The organism is Streptomyces sp. NBC_00691 (genome assembly GCF_036226665.1).
GTDB lineage: Bacteria > Actinomycetota > Actinomycetes > Streptomycetales > Streptomycetaceae > Streptomyces.
Window position 1 is genome coordinate 6,691,376 of the sequence record NZ_CP109007.1, and the last position, 17,629, is coordinate 6,709,004.

General features: G+C 71.2%; 17 protein-coding genes. 14 read left to right on the forward strand and 3 right to left on the reverse strand.

Annotated elements, in window-relative coordinates; translation table 11 throughout:
• Window positions 1-74: 74 nt before the first annotated feature.
• The 4 genes from OG392_RS30050 to OG392_RS30065 are packed head-to-tail and all read left to right on the forward strand — an operon-like array spanning window position 75 to window position 3,270.
• A complete protein-coding gene (locus OG392_RS30050) occupies window positions 75-821 on the forward strand; it encodes an amino acid ABC transporter ATP-binding protein (protein WP_329284599.1) in 747 nt (248 codons plus the stop codon).
• Between the two features lie 14 nt (window positions 822-835).
• Entirely contained in the window at window positions 836-1,753 is a 918-nt protein-coding gene (locus OG392_RS30055; protein WP_329284602.1) for a glutamate ABC transporter substrate-binding protein, read from the forward strand.
• An 18-nt stretch (window positions 1,754-1,771) separates the two neighbouring features.
• Complete coding sequence (locus OG392_RS30060) at window positions 1,772-2,416, forward strand: amino acid ABC transporter permease (RefSeq protein ID WP_329284604.1); 645 nt, start codon at window positions 1,772-1,774, stop codon at window positions 2,414-2,416.
• Window positions 2,413-3,270 carry an amino acid ABC transporter permease gene (locus tag OG392_RS30065; RefSeq protein ID WP_329284605.1) on the forward strand — a complete coding sequence of 286 codons (858 nt, stop codon included), beginning with the start codon at window positions 2,413-2,415 and terminating at the stop codon, window positions 3,268-3,270. Before OG392_RS30060 ends, OG392_RS30065 begins: the two co-directional genes overlap by 4 nt.
• Before the next feature lie 37 nt (window positions 3,271-3,307).
• Here the strand turns inward: OG392_RS30065 and OG392_RS30070 are convergent, their stop codons facing one another.
• A complete protein-coding gene (locus OG392_RS30070; protein WP_329284607.1) occupies window positions 3,308-4,876 on the reverse strand; it encodes an alpha/beta fold hydrolase in 1,569 nt (522 codons plus the stop codon).
• 269 nt (window positions 4,877-5,145) lie between these two features.
• Between OG392_RS30070 and OG392_RS30075 the strand changes: the two genes are divergently transcribed.
• The gene (locus OG392_RS30075; RefSeq protein WP_329284609.1) at window positions 5,146-6,441 is read left to right on the forward strand and encodes a cytochrome P450; all 1,296 of its coding nucleotides are present in this window, start codon (window positions 5,146-5,148) and stop codon (window positions 6,439-6,441) included.
• Here the strand turns inward: OG392_RS30075 and OG392_RS30080 are convergent.
• Window positions 6,392-7,123, reverse strand: coding sequence for a hypothetical protein (locus tag OG392_RS30080; RefSeq protein WP_329284611.1), 732 nt, complete (start codon window positions 7,121-7,123; stop codon window positions 6,392-6,394). The genes OG392_RS30075 and OG392_RS30080 overlap by 50 nt on opposite strands.
• A 105-nt stretch (window positions 7,124-7,228) precedes the next feature.
• Here OG392_RS30080 and ggt point away from each other — a divergent pair, with 105 nt between their 5' ends.
• On the forward strand, window positions 7,229-9,043 hold the full coding sequence (ggt, locus tag OG392_RS30085; RefSeq protein ID WP_329284613.1) for a gamma-glutamyltransferase: 1,815 nt from the start codon (window positions 7,229-7,231) through the stop codon (window positions 9,041-9,043).
• A gap of 59 nt (window positions 9,044-9,102) precedes the next feature.
• Here ggt and map read toward each other — a convergent pair whose 3' ends face one another.
• Window positions 9,103-9,870 (reverse strand): type I methionyl aminopeptidase, encoded by a 768-nt coding sequence (map, locus tag OG392_RS30090; RefSeq protein ID WP_329284615.1) that lies wholly within the window; start codon window positions 9,868-9,870, stop codon window positions 9,103-9,105.
• 32 nt (window positions 9,871-9,902) lie between these two features.
• Between map and OG392_RS30095 the strand changes: the two genes are divergently transcribed.
• The 8 genes from OG392_RS30095 (at window position 9,903) to OG392_RS30130 (ending at window position 17,581) form a co-directional block, all read left to right on the forward strand.
• On the forward strand, window positions 9,903-10,154 hold the full coding sequence (locus OG392_RS30095) for a helix-turn-helix domain-containing protein (RefSeq protein WP_055601124.1): 252 nt from the start codon (window positions 9,903-9,905) through the stop codon (window positions 10,152-10,154).
• 58 nt (window positions 10,155-10,212) lie between these two features.
• Window positions 10,213-10,785 (forward strand): DinB family protein, encoded by a 573-nt coding sequence (locus OG392_RS30100; RefSeq protein ID WP_329284618.1) that lies wholly within the window; start codon window positions 10,213-10,215, stop codon window positions 10,783-10,785.
• Between the two features lie 96 nt (window positions 10,786-10,881).
• Window positions 10,882-11,265: a PPOX class F420-dependent oxidoreductase gene (locus tag OG392_RS30105; protein ID WP_329284620.1), complete on the forward strand. Its 384-nt coding sequence runs from the start codon at window positions 10,882-10,884 to the stop codon at window positions 11,263-11,265.
• Window positions 11,266-11,380: 115 nt separating this feature from the next.
• Window positions 11,381-12,652: a UL36 very large tegument protein gene (locus OG392_RS30110; RefSeq protein WP_443054934.1), complete on the forward strand. Its 1,272-nt coding sequence runs from the start codon at window positions 11,381-11,383 to the stop codon at window positions 12,650-12,652.
• Window positions 12,653-12,978: 326 nt separating this feature from the next.
• A complete protein-coding gene (locus OG392_RS30115; protein WP_329284622.1) occupies window positions 12,979-13,821 on the forward strand; it encodes a nitrilase-related carbon-nitrogen hydrolase in 843 nt (280 codons plus the stop codon).
• Window positions 13,818-15,098 carry an aspartate aminotransferase family protein gene (locus tag OG392_RS30120; RefSeq protein ID WP_329284624.1) on the forward strand — a complete coding sequence of 427 codons (1,281 nt, stop codon included), beginning with the start codon at window positions 13,818-13,820 and terminating at the stop codon, window positions 15,096-15,098. Before OG392_RS30115 ends, OG392_RS30120 begins: the two co-directional genes overlap by 4 nt.
• A 55-nt stretch (window positions 15,099-15,153) precedes the next feature.
• Entirely contained in the window at window positions 15,154-16,557 is a 1,404-nt protein-coding gene (gene hydA / locus OG392_RS30125; RefSeq protein WP_329284625.1) for a dihydropyrimidinase, read from the forward strand.
• 10 nt (window positions 16,558-16,567) lie between these two features.
• Window positions 16,568-17,581: a TIGR03842 family LLM class F420-dependent oxidoreductase gene (locus tag OG392_RS30130; protein ID WP_329284627.1), complete on the forward strand. Its 1,014-nt coding sequence runs from the start codon at window positions 16,568-16,570 to the stop codon at window positions 17,579-17,581.
• Window positions 17,582-17,629: the final 48 nt, after the last annotated feature.

Consider the following 17,629-nt stretch of genomic DNA (forward strand, 5'->3'; position numbering starts at 1 on the left):
CGGGCGTGAAGTCCCTTTTCTGGTGGATAGTTTGCGCTGACTCGACACCGCTGAGAAATGGGGCAGGGCAGCGTATGGCCGTCGTCGATCCGCTGATCGAACTGCGTGGCGTCAACAAGCACTACGGCACGTTGCACGTCCTCCAGTCCATCGATCTCACCGTCGGCCGGGGGGAGGTGGTCGTCGTCATCGGGCCGTCCGGATCCGGCAAGTCCACCCTCTGCCGGGCGATGAACCGCCTGGAGAGCGTGGAGTCGGGCGAGATCGTCATCGACGGACAGCCACTCCCCGAGGAGGGCAAGGCGCTCGCCCGCCTTCGGGCCGAGGTCGGCATGGTCTTCCAGTCGTTCAACCTCTTCGCGCACAAGACCGTCCTCGCCAATGTCTCCCTCGCGCAGATCAAGGTCCGCAAGCGCAAGAGGGAGGAGGCCGACCGGCGTTCACGCGAACTCCTCGACCGGGTCGGACTCGCCGCGCACGCCGACAAGTACCCCGCCCAGCTCTCCGGCGGTCAGCAGCAGCGCGTGGCCATCGCCCGCGCCCTCGCCATGGACCCCAAGGCGCTCCTCTTCGACGAGCCTACCTCGGCCCTCGACCCCGAGATGATCAACGAGGTCCTGGAGGTCATGCAGCAACTCGCCCACGAGGGAATGACGATGGTGGTCGTCACCCACGAGATGGGCTTCGCCCGCTCGGCGGCCAACCGCGTCGTCTTCATGGCCGACGGCAGGATCGTCGAGGACCGTGCCCCGGAGGACTTCTTCACCGCCCCGCGCAGCGAACGCGCCAAGGACTTCCTGTCCAAGATCCTCAAGCACTGAGCGGGGTGGGAACCATGCAGCATACGCACCGCGCCCCGGCCGTGCTCGCCCTGCTGCTCGCCCTGACGGCGGCGCTCGCCGGCTGCGGCAGGGAGGGCAGCCCGCCCGTCAAGGGCCCGCAGCCCGACCAACTCCCGGTCTACCAGGTCCAGTCCGGCTTCACCCTGCCGGACTCGCCCACCTGGACCCGGGCGAAGAAGCGCGGCCGCCTCGTCGTCGGCGCCAAGGAGGACCAGCCGTACATGGGCGAGAAGGACCCGGCCACCGGCCGCTACTCCGGCTTCGACATCGAGATCGCCAAGATGATGGCGGCCTCCCTCGGCTTCGACCCGGCCGGCATCGACTTCCGTACGATCGCCTCGGCCAACCGCGAGACCGCCCTGCAGAACGGACAGATCGACTACTACGTCGGCACCTACACCATCAACGACAACCGCAAGAAGCTCGTCGGCTTCGCGGGGCCCTACTACCTGGCCGGCCAGTCCCTGCTCGTCCGCACCGACGAGCACGACATCGACGGCCCCCAGGACCTGGCCGGCAAGCGGGTCTGCTCGGCCGCCGGCTCCACCCCGTACCAGCGGATCGAGAAGGACTACCCCAAGGCCGAACTCGTCGCCTACGACACGTACTCCGCCTGCGTGGACAACCTGCTGACCTATCAGGTCGACGCCGTCACCACCGACGACACGATCCTCATGGGCTACGCCGCCAAGGTCCCGGACGAACTCAAGGTCGTCGGCGAACCGTTCTCGAAGGAGCCGTACGGCATCGGCGTCCCGCGCACGGACAACGCCCTGCGCTTCGCCCTCGACGACGCCCTCGCCGTCCACGAGAAGAACGGCGACTGGAAGAAGGCCTACGACGCCACCCTCGGCCTCTCCGGGGTCCCCGCCCCGACACCGCCCCCCATCGACCGGTATCCGGCGAGCTGACGAGAGGAGCCTCCCGACATGGACGTCCTGACAGACAACTTCTCGCTCTACGCCGAGGGATTCCTCGGCACCGTCGAACTCACCGTCTACGCCTCGGCGCTGGCACTGGTCCTGGGCTTCCTCATGGCCTCGTTCCGGGTCGCCCCCGTGGGTTCCTTCCGGGTCTTCGGCACGGTCTGGGTCACCGTCCTGCGCAACACCCCGCTGACGCTGCTGTTCTTCGCCGTCATGCTGGGCCTGCCCCGGTTCGGACTGGTGCTGCCCTTCAAGCTGTTCGCCGTCCTCGCACTCGGCTGCTACACCTCGGCCTTCATCTGCGAGGTGCTGCGCTCCGGCATCAACACGGTGCCGCGCGGCCAGGGCGAGGCCGCCCGCAGTCTGGGGATGAGCTTCACCCAGACCCTCGGCACGGTGGTCCTGCCCCAGGCCTTCCGCACGGTCATCCCGCCGATCGGCTCCACCCTGATCGCCCTCGCCAAGAACTCCGCCATCGCCGGAGCGTTCAGCGTCACCGAACTCCTCGGCACCTACAAGACCTTGAGCGAACTCGGCTACAACATCGTCTGGACCTTCGTCTGGATCGCCGTCGGATACCTCATCATCACCCTCACCATCAGCGCCCTCTTCAACGTCCTCGAGAAGCGCTGGGGAGTCGCCCGATGACCGATTCCACCGCCCTCTACGACATCCCCGGGCCGCACGCCCGGCGGCGCCACCTCCTCTACGGCGTCGCGTCCACCCTGGTGATCCTCGCGCTGGCCGGCTGGATCCTCTATCTCCTCTTCGACAACGACCAGTTCACCTCGACCAAATGGTCGCCCTTCCTCTACAAGGGCATCCAGGAGCTGCTGCTCGAAGGGCTCGGCAACACGCTCAAGGCCTTCGCCTACGCCTCGGTGCTGTCGCTCGCCCTCGGCGCGGTCCTCGCCACCGGACGCCTCTCCGAACACCGGGCGCTCCGCTGGATCTCGACCCTGCTCGTCGAGTTCTTCCGCGCCATGCCCGTCCTTGTGATGATCTTCTTCATCTTCGTGGCTCTCAAGGTGCAGGCCCTGCCCGCCCTCGTCGCCGGACTCACCCTCTACAACGGCTCGGTCCTCGCGGAGGTCTTCCGCACCGGCATCCACTCCGTGGCACGCGGGCAGGGCGAGGCCGCGTACGCCCTCGGCATGCGCAAGACGCAGGTCATGACCTACGTCCTGGTGCCACAGGCCGTCCGCGCGATGCTCCCGGCCATCATCAGTCAGCTGGTGGTCGCCCTCAAGGACACCTCGCTCGGATTCCTCATCACCTACGAGGAGTTCCTCCACGCGGGCAAACTGATCGCCTCCAACCTGGACTACGACCTGCCGTTCATCCCGGTCGTCCTGGTGATCTCACCGATCTACATCGGGATGTGCATGCTGCTCTCCTGGTTCGCCACCTGGGTGGCCCGCAGGGAACGCCGCAGCCCGAAGACGAAGGCCGTGGACGTCGGTCCGGCCGAACCAGAGACGCTGCTGCCGGGACCGCAGTAGCGAGCGAGGGCCGCACCCGCCCGGCAGCAGCCGGTGATCACTCCTTCCGCAGCGGTACCGACACGTACGACGGGTCGGCCGAGGGGGAGGAGAAGGTCAGCTGCGCGCCGGTCGGGTTGTGCTCGATGTAGAGCGGGTCGACCGTGTCGACGACCAGCGCGAGGCGATGGCCCGCCGGGACGTCGTACGCCGTGGAGAAGAGATCCAGATCGACGCCGAACGCCTTGCCCGGGGTCCTGTCGTGGAAGGTGTACGGGGCGTTGCTGACGAGCTTGCCGACGCCGAGCGGACCCACGTCGTAGAGGTACGCGACGAGGGTGCCGCTCTCCGCGGTGGAGGTGACGGTGGTGTGCACCTTCACGGTGCCGCGCACCCGCTGCGGGGTGTCGTACCGCTCCGACTGCCAGACGCCGGCGAAGGCGCGGGGGAGGAGGGGGACGGAGACGACGGGCGGGGTGCGGAGGAACTGGTCCAGGAGGTTGGTGAGCAGGGTGATGCCCCCGTTGGCTCCGGAGTCGACGTTCGTCCAGACCCGCTGCGTACCGCCGAGGTCGAACTTCCGCTGGTTCGCGTGCACGGACCTCCAGTCGGCGTAGCCCTCGTAGCCGCCGGTGGAGCGGGACGCGAGCTGGACCGGCTGCTCGCGGTCGATGCCGTTGTCGACGCCCTTGAGGTAGTGGTCGAACCAGCGGTGGGCGCTGGTCCAGGTGTCGTTCGGCAGTCCGAACAGGCCGGTGGCCTCGGCGGTGGCGTGGTCGCCGGGGCGGAACTCCAGACGCTTGGGGCCGGTGAGCTTCTCGAAGAAGCTCGCGTACTGGTTGGGCGGGAAGATGGTGTCGCCCCAGGCGTTGCCGAGCATGATCGCGGCGCCGTTGGCGTTGATCCGGTCCAGCTGCTCGGCGGGGGAGCGCTTGCGGCCCCAGGCGATCATGTCCTCCTCCTTGTCCAGGTTGGAGGAGAGGAAGTCGCCCAGGATCTGCTGGAGTTCGGGGCCGGGACGGCCGGTGAGGTAGCCGGCGCCGCCGAGCAGTGCGGCGGCCTGGACGTGCTGGGTGCGGCCGCTGTAGATGGACTCGATGAGGTCGGCCCAGCCGCTGAGCGCGGCGACGGCCTTGATCCGCGGGTCGTGGGCGGCGGCGAGGAGGCTGATCCCGGCGCCGTACGAGACGCCCGCCATGCCGATGTGGGCGGGGTCGGCGCCGGTATTGGCGAGGGCCCAGTCGATCACCTTGGAGGCGTCGGCGATGTCCTTGGGCCCCGCGGTCTCGATCTCACCGCCGGACTGCCAGAAGCCGCGCGAGTTGTAACTCACCACGATGTACCCGGAGTCGGCGAGCAGCTTCGCCTGCACGAGGTATTCGACCTGCGGCATGGCCCAGCTGGTGGGCAGCACGATCAGCGGGTGGCGGGTGGTGTCGGTGGACCCGGCGGGGGTGACGACGTTCGCCTTGAGGACGGTGCCGCCCTCTCCCACGATGTCGACGAAGCGGATGCCGGTGCCGGCGGTCTCTCCGGCCTCGCTCGCCTGGGCGGCGGGTGAGAGCCCGAGGGCCGTCCCGGCCACGAGGGCGGCCGAGACGGCGAGGGCCAGGGGTGTGCGTCGCACGGGTCACTCCTCACTGGGCACTGCTGGGTGGGCAGTGCGGGCGCTGATGGGGGGCAGTGAAAGTGACCCGACGGTAACCGCGAAGCCTTACCCGTGGTAACTGGTCGGTAAGTTACGTGCGGGTAACGATTGGTGGCGGTGTGGCGGTGTGGCGGTGTGGCGGTGTGGCGGTGTGGCGCCGTCGAGCAGGGCGACGGCCTCCGCGAAGTCCGCGTGGGCCCTCTGTCGAAGTGTGCGACCAGTCCTGCGAAAACCGCCTCCGACCTGTCATGGTGGATACGTCATCACCCCCGACGGGAGGTGCGGTGGAGGAATCGAGCGGCGTACCCGACGTCTTCGACCCACGGATCTACGCGACCGGGATCCCGCACGACCGCTTCCGTGTGCTGCGTGATCACGCCCCTGTCGCCTGGCAGGAGGAGCCCGAGATCCTGGGCTGGCCCGCCGGTCCCGGATTCTGGGCCGTCACCCGGCACGCCGACGTCGTCCGGGTGCTCAAGGACTCCGGTACGTACTCCTCGTGCCTCGGTGCCACCCAGATCCGCGACCCCGACCCCGCCGACCTGCCCTTCATCCGCCGCATGATGCTCAATCAGGACCCGCCGGAACACGGCAGGCTGAGGCGACTCGTGAGCCGGGCCTTCACCCCGGGGCGGATCGAGCGGTTCGGTGCCACCGCGCGCGAACGGGCCCGGCAACTGCTCGCGAAGGCGATCGGGACCGGGGGCGAGGTGGACCTCGTCCAGACGGTCACCGACGACTACGCCCTGCTCAATCTCACCGATCTGCTCGGCGTGCCCCCGAGCGACCGGGGCCTGCTGCACACCTGGACCGAGCGGGTCATCGCCTACCAGGACCCCGACGAACCGCCCGTCCTCGACGACGAGGGGAGGCCGGTCGATCCGCGCTCTCCCGCCATGCTGGCCGAGATGTTCGCCTACGCGCAGGAACTCGCCGCCCACAAACGCGAGCATCCGGCCGACGACATCATGAGCGCGCTCGCCGCGTCCGAACTCGCCGACGCGGAGCTGGAGATGTTCTTCTTCCTGCTGACCGTCGCCGGGAACGACACGGTCCGCAGCGCCGCTCCCGGCGGACTCCTCGCCCTCGCCGAACACCCCGACGAACAGCGGAGATGGTGGAGGGGCGAGGTCGGCACCGACACGGCGGTGGACGAACTCCTGCGCGTCCATCCGCCCGTGCTCTCGTTCCGCCGCACGGCCGCCGTCGACACCGAACTCGCCGGGCGGACGATCCGTCGCGGCGACAAGGTCGTCGTCCTCCACGCCTCCGCCAACCACGACGAGCGCGTCTTCGCCGACCCGCACCGGCTCGACCTCGGCCGGAGCCCCAACCCCCACGTGTCCTTCGGTGACGGCCCGCACGTCTGCCTCGGCGCGCACTTCGCCCGGCTTCAGCTGCGCGTGCTCCACGAGGAGGTGCGCCGGGCCTGCCCCGGCGGCCTGGAGCTCTCCGGCCCGCCCCGCCGCCTCGTCTCCAACTTCATCAACGGCATCACGTCGCTGCCGGTACGACGACCGGGGCCGTCCGCGCCGCGCGGGTGACATCGGCCACCAGCTCCACCACATCAGGGCCGTACGCCTGGGAGTTGACGACCTTGAGGAGCACCACGAAGGACCCGGATCGGTGCAGTCCCGCCAACTCCTCGTAGTGGCGTGCGAGATAGCGGGTCGCCGCCTGGTTGGTGATCGCCCGCTGTCCGCAGAAGAGGAACACCGGCCGGCCGCCCTCCCCGGCGGTGAGCCGGGCGAGGATCACGTACTCGCTGATCCCCGGCTCCGAGGGGTAGCGCTCCCCGCCGATCAGGAACGCCCCGCGATCGGCGCTCGGTTCGACCTCGACGTTCACATCGATGCCCGGGAGGAGGGTCGCCAGATGCGCGGCCATCCGCCGGTTCGAGTAGGGGCCGCCGACGCAGAACTCGGTCCGGTCGCCGAACCCCTGGTGGGTCTGGTCGTGCGAGAGTATCCGGGCCTGTGCGCCGCAGTCCTTGATCAGCGCCGACAGTTCGAGCAGCGCGAACACGTCGAACCGGTGCACCGAGCGGTCGCCGCCGGACTCCCTGTTCACCACGAGCAGGCACTCCGAGTTCCCCGGCAGGCCGAAGAACTCCTGCTTGCGGCGGAGCCTCCGCCGCCAGAGGTACGTGCGGCCCAGCCAGCCGAGCGAGGCGCTGACCCCCGTGGCCAGCACCCCGAGCACGATGTTGCGCAGGTCTTCGTCCATGGGCGCGCATGCTAGCGGGGAAACGGTCTCCTGTTCGAGGCGGTCCTGACGGGAGGGGCCGGGGGAAGTTACGCTGCGCGGACGGTCATTGACTGGAGGTAGGGAATGCGTCGCTCCGCCGCTGGGAAGGTCTCCGTTCTCGCCGTCGCGGCGACGGTGCTCTCGATGGGTGCCGCCGCCCCGCCCACGGCCCCACCGGCCGTCGCGCCACCGCCCGTCAAGGAACCCGTGGCCGTCGGCTACGGCGGAGCCGTGGCCAGCGTGGACGCCGACGCCTCGGCCGCCGGTGTCGAGGTGCTCCGCAAGGGCGGCAACGCCGTGGACGCCGCCGTCGCCGTCGCGGCCGCGCTCGGCGTCACCGAGCCCTACTCGGCGGGCATCGGGGGCGGCGGCTACTTCGTCTACTACGACGCGAAGAGCCGTACGGTCCACACCGTCGACGGACGCGAGACCGCGCCCCGCTCGGCCGACGCGAACCTCTTCGTGGAGAACGGCACACCGATCCCCTTCGAGGAGGGGATGACCAGCGGCCGCGGCGTCGGCACCCCCGGCACCCCGGCGACCTGGAAGACCGCCCTGGACGCCTGGGGCAGCAAGCGGCTCGGCACCCTGCTCGAACCCGCTGAGCGGCTCGCCCGCGAGGGCTTCACCGTCGACGCCACCTTCCGGGCGCAGACCGCCGGCAACGAGGCGCGGTTCCGTGACTTCCCCGCCAGCTCCCGGCTCTTCCTGCCCGGCGGGGAGTTGCCCGTCGTCGGCTCGGTCTTCAGGAATCCCGACCTCGCCCGTACGTACGAGAAGCTCGGACGCGAGGGGGTCGGTGCGCTCTACCGGGGCCCGCTCGCCCGGGACATCGTGAACACCGTCCGTACGCCCCCGGTCCGCGAGGGCGCCACCCGGAAGGTCCGGTCCGGCGATCTGACGGAGCGCGACCTCGCCGCGTACCGAACCGAGTTCCGCAAGCCCACCAAGGTCTCCTACCGGGGTCTCGACGTCTACGGCATGCCCCCGTCCTCCTCCGGCGGAACGAGCGTCGGCGAGGCCCTCAACATCCTGGAAGGCACCGACCTCGCGCACGCCTCCCCGGCCCGCTATCTGCACCGCTTCATCGAGTCGAGCCGCATCGCCTTCGCGGACCGGGGCCGCTGGGTCGGCGACCCCGCCTTCGAGTCCGTCCCGACGCGCGGGCTGCTCTCCCAGCGGTACGCCGACTCACGCGCCTGCCTGATCCGGGATGACGCGGCGCTGACCAGTCCCCTCGCGCCCGGCGACCCGAACAGCCCGGTGCCGTGCGCGAGCGGCGGCACGGCGGCCCCGACCACGTACGAGGGGGAGAACACCACCCACCTGACGGTGTCCGACAAGTGGGGCAACGTCGTCGCCTACACCCTCACCATCGAGTCCACCGGCGGCAGCGGGATCACGGTGCCGGGCCGGGGCTTCCTGCTCAACAACGAGCTGACCGACTTCTCCTTCGCCCCGGCGAACCCGGCCGTGCACGACCCGAACCTGCCCGGGCCCGCCAAGCGGCCGCGCTCCTCGATCTCGCCGACGATCGTCCTCGACGGGCACGACCGGCCGGTGCTCGCGCTCGGGTCGCCGGGCGGCGCGACCATCATCACGACGGTCCTCCAGACCCTCACCGGGGTCGTCGACCGCGGCCTGCCGCTCGTCGACGCGATCGCCGCGCCGCGGGCGAGTCAGCGCAACCAGGCCACCACCGAGCTCGAACCCGGACTGTGGAACAGCCCGGTCCGGGCGGAACTCGAGGCCATCGGGCACGGATTCCGGCAGAACCCGGAGATCGGCGCGGCGACCGGCGTCCAGCGTCTGCCGGACGGCCGCTGGGTGGCAGCGGCCGAGACCGTCCGCAGGGGCGGCGGTTCGGCGATGGTGGTCAGGCCGGCGGGCGAGCGGTGACGAGAGGGGGCACGCGGGTGCCCCCTCCTCCTCCGCGGCGGACGCGCGTTCCCGGTGTCCTACAGGGCCGTCAGCACCCGCGGGCCGTCGTCCGTGATCGCCACCGTGTGCTCGGCGTGCGAGGCGCGAGAGCCGTCGACCGTACGGATCGTCCAGCCGTCACGCGCCGTGTAGTGGTCGTCCGTGCCGCCCCCGATGAGCATCGGCTCGATCGCGAGCACCATCCCGTGGCGCAGTCTCATGCCCCGGCCCGGCCGTCCCTCGTTGGGGACGCCCGGGTCCTCGTGCATCGTGCGGCCGATGCCGTGGCCGCCGAAGCCGTCCGGGATGCCGAACCCGGCGGCGCGGCCCACCCGGCCGATGGCGTGCGCGATGTCGCCGATGCGGTTGCCGACGACGGCGGCCGCGATGCCCGCCTCCAGCGCCTCCTCCGCCGCGGCGATCAGCCGGGCGTCCTCGGGCCGGGCCGGGCCGACCGTGAAGCTGATCGCCGAGTCGCCCGCCCAGCCGCCGAGCAGGGCCCCGCAGTCCGCCGAGACCAGGTCGCCCGGGGCCAGCCGGGTGTCGTCGGGGATGCCGTGGACGATCGCGTCGTTCACGGAGACGCACACGACCGCGGGGAACGGCACCGGCGCCCACTCCGGGCGGTAGCCGAGGAAGGGGGATCCGGCGCCCGCCTCGGCGAGGACCTCCCGCGCGGCCCGGTCGAGGTCGGTCAGCGGCACGCCGGGCGCCGCCTTCTCCCGTACGGCCGCGAGGGCGCGGGCCACCACCCGGCCCGCCTCACGCATCGCGGCCAGGTTCTCGTTCGTCTTGATCTCCACCATGCCAATTACTATACCGGTATTAGTATGGCGTCATGGTGCGCACACCCCTGACCCCCGAAGAGCGCGAGCGCGGCGAGCGCCTCGGCCTGTTCCTGCGCGAAGCGCGCGGCGAGCGGTCGATGGTCGAGATCGCCGCCGCCGCCGGCCTGTCCGCCGAGACCCTCCGCAAGATCGAGACGGGCCGGGCTCCCACCCCGGCGTTCTTCACCGTCGCGGCCCTCGCCCGGGTCCTCGGTCTCTCCATGGACGAGCTGGTCGTCCGCTGCGCGCTCGCACCCGTCTGACGGCCCGGACTCCGGGCGCTCGGAAACTCGGTGGCGCACCGGACCGGCACGGCCGATCATGCGAGGCATGAGCGACGAACTCGCACGATGGACCACGGCGACCGTCTACCCCGACATGTGGGTGGACCCGGACGACGACCCCCGCAACAACAACGGGGATGTCGCCTCGGAGGGTGAGCTCGCGACGTTGCGGGACGGCCTGCGGGACTTCCGCCTGACCCTGCGGATGAAGTGCGAGGGGCTGGACGCGGAGCAGCTCGCCCGGCGTTCGGTCCCGCCGTCGACCATGTCGCTGCTCGGCCTGGTCCGGCACCTCGCCGAGGTGGAGCGGGACTGGCGCAACTGGATCAGTGACGGTGAGCCGCTGCCGAAGCTCTACGGCCGGCGGGACGCGGACTTCGACGGCGCCGTCGCCGACCAGGCCGTGGTCGACGCCGCGTTCGCCGATCTGGAGCGCGAACAGGCGGCGCTCGACGCCGAGCTGGCAGGGCACCCGGACCTCGGCGCCCGCGTGGGGAAGGACGGCATCGCGATCCGGGAGCTGATGGTGCACCGGATCGACGAGTACGCCCGCCACTGCGGCCACGCCGACCTGCTGCGCGAGTGCGTCGACGGCAGGGTCGGCCAGTGACGCGCGGGGCGGCTGACGCCGGCCGGCCGGGCGCCGGACCCCTCGTCGCCGGGAAGCCCCTGCCCCATGCCTCCGGCCCGGCATAGGCTCCCGGGCATGATGCCCGAAGAGCTGCGGCACGGCCGCTACGTCAGCCTGACCACCTACCGCAAGAACGGGACGGGGGTCGCGACACCCGTCTGGTACGCGGTGGACGGCGACGAGCTGTACGCCTGGACCCGCACGGACTCCTGGAAGGTCAAGCGGCTGCGGAACGACCCGAAGGTCGAGGTCGCCGTCTGCGACCTGCGCGGCAACATCGCCGAGGGCGCGGAGCGCTTCACCGGCGAGGGCCGGCTGGTGACGGGTGAGGAGCTGCGCCGGATCCGGGGCCTGCTCTCGCGCAAGTACACCTGGCAGTACTGGCTCACCGACGTGCCCGCCATGCTCGTCCGGCTCGGGAAGCGCCCGCACACCGGGATCGTCGTGCGATTCGGGTGATCGGCGCGGCAGGGCACGCGCAGGAAAACGGTCCGTAGTCGTCCCGTAACACGACTGCGGTCCAATACCCGCGGACCGGAAGGTTCCAGTCGACGGCGGGGCAGGTGCGGAACGTATGACGGTGTATCGACTCCCGGTGGAAATGGCCACGTTCAGAGACTGGCTGGCGGAACTCGCGCGCCGCATCCCGCCGGGCGGCGGCTGGTACGGAGTCTTCGCCGCACGTGACCCGGACGGGCTGCGGGCCTGCTTCGACGGTACGGAGATCCTGCCCTGGGACATCGTCGAGTCCCTGCTCCAGGACGCCGGCGAGCCCGTCGGGGGGCCGCTCGCCCTCCGGGGCGGAACGCTGTACGCGGCGGCCACCGGCGTCCACGACCGCCGCCCCGGCGGAGCGGCGGCGCTCACCGAACGCCGGGAGCTCATGGAACGCGAACGCCGGTACGCCGAGTCCCGGGCCCGCGACCTGGGCGACCGGCTCCGCGCGACCCCGGCCCCCGGCCCGGACGACACGGCCCGCCTGGAGCACGACCTGGCGTGGACGCGCGACGACCACGCGCGGGCGACGGCCCGCGTCGCCGATCTGACGGACCGGCTCGTACGGCTGGGGGAGCGGGGCGAGGGCGGGGCGCCGCCGGCACCGGCCGAGCGCCGCCCGCGCGGCGCGCGTTACGCGTGGCTGGACGGCGGTGCCGAGGACCAGGGTCCGGCGCCCGCACCCGTTCCCGTCCTCCCCGCCGGGGGAGCTGCGCCGCGCGGAGCCCGGTTCGGGGGCGCCGCCCGGCCCGCCCGCCCCGCCGGGGCCGGGGCGCCCGCCGGCGTCGACCCGGCCGTGCTCGCCGATGCCGCTGCCGCCGAGGCGGGCCGCGCCGCCGCCAACGCGGTCTACGCGCTCCAGCGACTCCGCGCCCAGGGCCGGAGCGGCGAGGCCCACGCGCTGCTCTGCGAGGCCCTCGAAGGGCCGCCTTCCAGGCTTCCCGCCCTCGCCGGTGAGCTGCACCGGGCCGGGCTGGACGCCGACTGGTCCATCCTGCTCTGGGAGGCGGCCTCCCTGCCGCCCGGCCGGCTGGCCGCCGTGGCCGGGGTGCTCGCCGACGCGGGCCGGACCGCCGACTGCGATCAGCTGCTCCGGCAGGGCGTGGCCCGCCCCGTCGAGGAACTCGCCGGAGCCTGCGCCGCCCTGCGGGCCGAGGGGCACCACCGCGAGGCCCGCGCGCTGCTCACCGCGTTCGTCCGGGTCCGGGCCCCCGAGGACGCGGCCCGCCTGGCGGCCGAGGACCCCCGGGGTCTCGCTCCTCGACTCCTCGAAGCCGCCCGAGCGGTGTCCGCGGCCCGTGAGGGCGAGCTGCTGCACGCCCTCCGGGTGGCCGGGCTCGCGGGCGCCTGACCCGTCCCGGCGGGTCTCCCCGCAGGGGTCGGAGAGTCCCGTACGACCCGGCCGGGGGGCTCCCGTACGGTCCGGCCGGCCCCCTCGCGCCGCCCGGAATCCCGTCCCGCGCGGGGGTCCCGCGCCCGCGCGACTCCGGCATGCCCGGACGTGCCGGTACGTGTCGGTACGTGTCCGACGTGGACCACTCGGGTATGAAACATGATCGACCCCGCCGCTTCCCGGCGGCGGTCTTGCTCCGGGGTGTGACGGGGCTTACGTTCTCCTCCTACGCATCGCGTCTACGTGCGTAGAGGCTCTCTGACGCCGTGCCGAAGGAGCAGATCATGACCGACGTCGTACGTGCCGCGCTCGTCCAGGCGACCTGGACCGGCGACACCGAATCCATGATCGCCAAACACGAGGAGTACGCCCGGGAGGCCGCCCGTCAGGGTGCCAAGGTGATCGGCTTCCAGGAGGTGTTCAACGCCCCCTACTTCTGCCAGGTCCAGGAGCCCGAGCACTACCGGTGGGCCGAGCCCGTCCCGGACGGCCCCACCGTCAGCCGGATGCGGGACCTCGCCCGGGAGACCGGAATGGTGATCGTGGTGCCCGTCTTCGAGGTCGAGGGCGAGGGCTTCTACTACAACACCGCCGCCGTGATCGACGCCGACGGCAGCTACCTCGGCAAGTACCGGAAACACCACATCCCCCAGGTCAAGGGCTTCTGGGAGAAGTACTACTTCCGCCCGGGGAACGCCGGCTGGCCGGTCTTCGACACGGCCGTCGGCCGCGTCGGCGTGTACATCTGCTACGACCGGCACTTCCCGGAGGGCTGGCGCCAACTCGGTCTCAACGGAGCCCAGTTGGTCTACAATCCCTCGGCCACCCACCGCGGCCTCTCCTCCCACCTCTGGCAGCTGGAGCAGCCCGCGGCGGCCGTCGCCAACGAGTACTTCGTCGCCGCCATCAACCGCGTCGGCGTCGAGGAGTACGGCGACAACGACTTCTACGGCACGAGCTATTTCGTCGATCCGCGCGGGAAGTTCGTCGGCGACGTGGCCTCCGACAAGACCGAGGAACTCCTCGTCCGCGACCTCGACTTCGGCCTGATCGAGCAGGTGCGCCAGCAATGGGCCTTCTACCGGGACCGGCGCCCCGACGCGTACGACGGGCTGGTGCGGCCGTGAGCAGTCTCTTCGACCGGCACCGGGCCGTCATCCCCGACTGGGTCGCCCTGTACTACAAGGACCCCCTCGAGATCACCCACGGCGAGGGCCGGCACGTCTGGGACGCCGACGGACGCCGCTACCTCGACTTCTTCGGCGGCATCCTCACCACCATGACCGCCCACGCCCTGCCCGAGGTCACCAAGGCCGTCGCCGAGCAGGCGGGCCGCATCATCCACTCCTCGACGCTCTACCTCAACCGCCCGATGGTCGAGCTCGCCGAGCGGATCGCCGGACTCTCCGGCATCCCCGACGCCCGCGTCTTCTTCACCACCTCCGGCACCGAGGCCAACGACACGGCGCTGCTCCTCGCGACCGCGTACCGCCGGTCGAACCAGATCCTCGCCATGCGGAACAGCTACCACGGCCGCTCGTTCTCCACCGTCGGCATCACCGGCAACCGAGCCTGGTCGCCCACCAGCCTCTCGCCGCTCCAGACCCTGTACGTGCACGGCGGCGTCCGTACCCGCGGTCCGTACGCCCAGTACACCGACGAGCGGTTCATCGAGGCCTGCGTCGCCGACCTCGAGGACCTCCTCGGCCACACCCGGGACGTCGCCGCGCTCATCGCCGAACCCGTCCAGGGCGTCGGTGGCTTCACCGCCCCGCCCGACGGTCTGTACGCCGCGTTCCGCCAGGTCCTCGACCGGCACGGCATCCTGTGGATCTCCGACGAGGTGCAGACCGGCTGGGGCCGCACGGGCGAGCACTTCTGGGGCTGGCAGGCCCACGACCAGGCCGGGCCGCCCGACATCCTCACCTTCGCCAAGGGCATCGGCAACGGCATGTCCGTCGGCGGAGTCGTCGCCCGCGCCGACATCATGAACTCCGTCGACGCCAACTCCATCTCCACCTTCGGCGGTTCGCCCATCACCATGGCCGCAGGCCTCGCCAACCTCTCGTACCTCCTGGAGCACGACCTCCAGGGCAACGCGCGCCGGGTCGGCGGTCTGCTCATCGAGCGGATCAGGGCGGCCTGCGCCGGAGTCGCGGCGGTACGCGAGGTCCGCGGCCGCGGCCTCATGATCGGCATCGAGCTCACCGAGCCGGGCACCGAGCGGGCGAACCCGGACGCGGCCGCCACCGTCCTGGAGGCAGCCCGTGCGAACGGCCTGCTGATCGGCAAGGGCGGCGGCCACAACACGAGCGTCCTGCGCATCGCCCCACCGCTCTCGCTCACCGTCGCCGAGGCGGAGGAGGGCGCGGCGATGCTCGAAGCGGCCCTGCGAGAGCTGTAGTCACACCGTCCCGCCGTATCGCGATCGGCCCGCCGCACCGAGCAGGGAGAGTCCCGTGAGCATCCGAACCGTCATCCGGGGCGGCCTCGTCGTCACCGCCGCCGACGAACTCCACGCCGACGTGCTGATCGAGGACGGCCGTGTGGTCGCCCTCGCGGCCCACGGCTCCGACGCGGCGGGCGCCTGGACCGCCGACCGGACGATCGACGCCACCGACCGCTACGTGCTGCCCGGTGGCGTCGACGCCCACACCCACATGGAGCTGCCCTTCGGCGGCACCGCCGCCTCCGATACCTTCGAGACCGGTACCCGCGCCGCCGCCTGGGGCGGCACCACCACCATCGTCGACTTCGCCGTCCAGAGCGTCGGCCGCAGCCTGCGCGAAGGACTCGACACCTGGTACGCCAAGGCCGACGGCAACTGCGCCGTCGACTACGCGTTCCACATGATCCTCTCCGACGTCAACGAGCACACGCTCAAGGAGATGGACCGGCTCGTCCAGGAGGGCATCACCTCCTTCAAGCTCTTCATGGCCTACCCCGGCGTCTTCTACAGCGACGACGGCAAGATCCTCCGGGCCATGCAGCGTTCCGCCGACAACGGCGGGCTGATCATGATGCACGCCGAGAACGGCATCGCCATCGACGTCCTCGTCGAGCAGGCCCTCGCCCGCGGCGAGACCGACCCCCGCTACCACGGGGAGGTCCGCAAGGCGCTCCTGGAGGCGGAGGCCACCCACCGGGCGATCCAGCTCGCCCGGGTGGCCGGCGCGCCCTTGTACGTCGTGCACGTCTCGGCGGAGGAGGCGGTGGCCGAGATCGCCACGGCCCGCGACAAGGGACTGCCCGTCTTCGGCGAGACCTGTCCCCAGTACCTCTTCCTCTCCACCGACAACCTCGCGGAGCCGGGCTTCGAGGGCGCGAAGTACGTGTGCAGCACCCCGCTCCGGCCGCAGGAGCACCAGGCGGCGCTCTGGCGCGGACTGCGGACGAACGACCTCCAGGTGGTCTCCACCGACCACTGCCCCTTCTGCTTCGTCGGACAGAAGGATCTCGGCCGCGGCGACTTCTCCAAGATCCCCAACGGTCTGCCGGGGGTGGAGAACCGGATGGACCTCCTGCACCAGGCCGTCGTCGACGGGCACATCTCGCGGCGCCGCTGGATCGAGATCGCCTGCGCGACGCCGGCCAGGATGTTCGGGCTGTACCCGCAGAAGGGCACCATCGCCCCGGGCGCCGACGCCGACATCGTGATCTACGACCCGCACGCCGTCCAGACCCTTTCCGCGGAGACCCACCACATGAACGTCGACTACTCGGCGTACGAGGGGAGGACGGTCACCGGCCAGGTCGAGACGGTCCTCTCCCGGGGCGAGGTCGTCATCGACCAGCGGAAGTACGTCGGCCACGCCGGTCACGGCACCTTCGTGCCGCGTTCCACCTGCCAGTACCTGAACTAGGAGAGCGACGTTGGATTTTGGACTCGTCCTGCAGACCGACCCGCCGGCGTCGCAGGTCGTCGGGCTGATGCGCCGGGCGGAACGCAACGGCTTCCGCTACGGCTGGACCTTCGACTCCGCCGTCCTGTGGCAGGAACCCTTCGTCATCTACAGCCAGATCCTCGCCAACACCACCAAGCTGCACGTGGGCCCGATGGTGACCAACCCGGGGACCCGCACCTGGGAGGTGACCGCCTCCACCTTCGCCACCCTCAACGACATGTACGGCAACCGGACCGTCTGCGGCATCGGCCGCGGCGACTCCGCCATGCGCGTCGCCGGACGCAGGCCCAACACCCTGGCCCGGCTCGGCGAGGCCATCGACGTCATCCGTGACCTCGCGGAAGGACGGGAGGCGCAGGTCGACGGCAACCCGGTCCGCATCCCGTGGATCAAGAACGGGAAGCTCCCCGTCTGGATGGCCGCGTACGGGCCCAAGGCGCTCGCCCTCGCCGGGCAGAAGGCCGACGGCTTCATCCTCCAGCTCGCCGACCCCTTCCTCACCGAGTGGATGGTCAAGGCGGTCCGGCAGGCGGCCACCGACGCGGGCCGCGACCCCGACGCCCTGACGATCTGCGTCGCCGCCCCCGCGTACGTCACCGCCGACGACTCCCCGCAGTCCCTGGCGCACGCCCGGGACCAGTGCCGGTGGTTCGGCGGCATGGTCGGCAACCACGTCGCCGACCTGGTGTCCAAGTACGGCGAGCACTCCTCGATGGTGCCGGAGGAGCTGACGGCGTACATCAAGGACCGGCAGGGCTACGACTACGCGCACCACGGCCGCGCCGACAACCCCGACACCACCTTCGTCCCCGACGAGATCGTCGACCGCTTCTGCCTCCTCGGTCCCGCAGAGGCTCACATCGAGAAGCTCCGGCACCTCAAGAGCCTGGGCGTCGATCAGTTCGCCGTCTACGACATGCACGACAACCGGGAGGGCACGATCGACGCCTACGGCTCCGAGGTCATCCCGTTGTTCCGCTGAGACGGCGGGGGCGGCCGGGAACGCCGGCCGCCCCTGAGCGTGGCTCAC

Excerpts from the sequence above, each read along its gene's own strand:
- OG392_RS30050 (WP_329284599.1), top strand. The coding sequence starts at position 75 with ATGGCCGTCGTCGATCCGCTGATCGAACTGCGTGGCGTCAACAAGCAC.
- OG392_RS30055 (WP_329284602.1), top strand. The coding sequence starts at position 836 with ATGCAGCATACGCACCGCGCCCCGGCCGTGCTCGCCCTGCTGCTCGCC.
- OG392_RS30060 (WP_329284604.1), top strand. The coding sequence starts at position 1,772 with ATGGACGTCCTGACAGACAACTTCTCGCTCTACGCCGAGGGATTCCTC.
- OG392_RS30065 (WP_329284605.1), top strand. The coding sequence starts at position 2,413 with ATGACCGATTCCACCGCCCTCTACGACATCCCCGGGCCGCACGCCCGG.
- OG392_RS30075 (WP_329284609.1), top strand. The coding sequence starts at position 5,146 with ATGGTGGATACGTCATCACCCCCGACGGGAGGTGCGGTGGAGGAATCG.
- OG392_RS30080 (WP_329284611.1), bottom strand. The coding sequence starts at position 7,123 with ATGGACGAAGACCTGCGCAACATCGTGCTCGGGGTGCTGGCCACGGGG.
- ggt (WP_329284613.1), top strand. The coding sequence starts at position 7,229 with ATGCGTCGCTCCGCCGCTGGGAAGGTCTCCGTTCTCGCCGTCGCGGCG.
- map (WP_329284615.1), bottom strand. The coding sequence starts at position 9,870 with ATGGTGGAGATCAAGACGAACGAGAACCTGGCCGCGATGCGTGAGGCG.
- OG392_RS30095 (WP_055601124.1), top strand. The coding sequence starts at position 9,903 with ATGGTGCGCACACCCCTGACCCCCGAAGAGCGCGAGCGCGGCGAGCGC.
- OG392_RS30100 (WP_329284618.1), top strand. The coding sequence starts at position 10,213 with ATGCGAGGCATGAGCGACGAACTCGCACGATGGACCACGGCGACCGTC.
- OG392_RS30105 (WP_329284620.1), top strand. The coding sequence starts at position 10,882 with ATGATGCCCGAAGAGCTGCGGCACGGCCGCTACGTCAGCCTGACCACC.
- OG392_RS30110 (WP_443054934.1), top strand. The coding sequence starts at position 11,381 with ATGACGGTGTATCGACTCCCGGTGGAAATGGCCACGTTCAGAGACTGG.
- OG392_RS30115 (WP_329284622.1), top strand. The coding sequence starts at position 12,979 with ATGACCGACGTCGTACGTGCCGCGCTCGTCCAGGCGACCTGGACCGGC.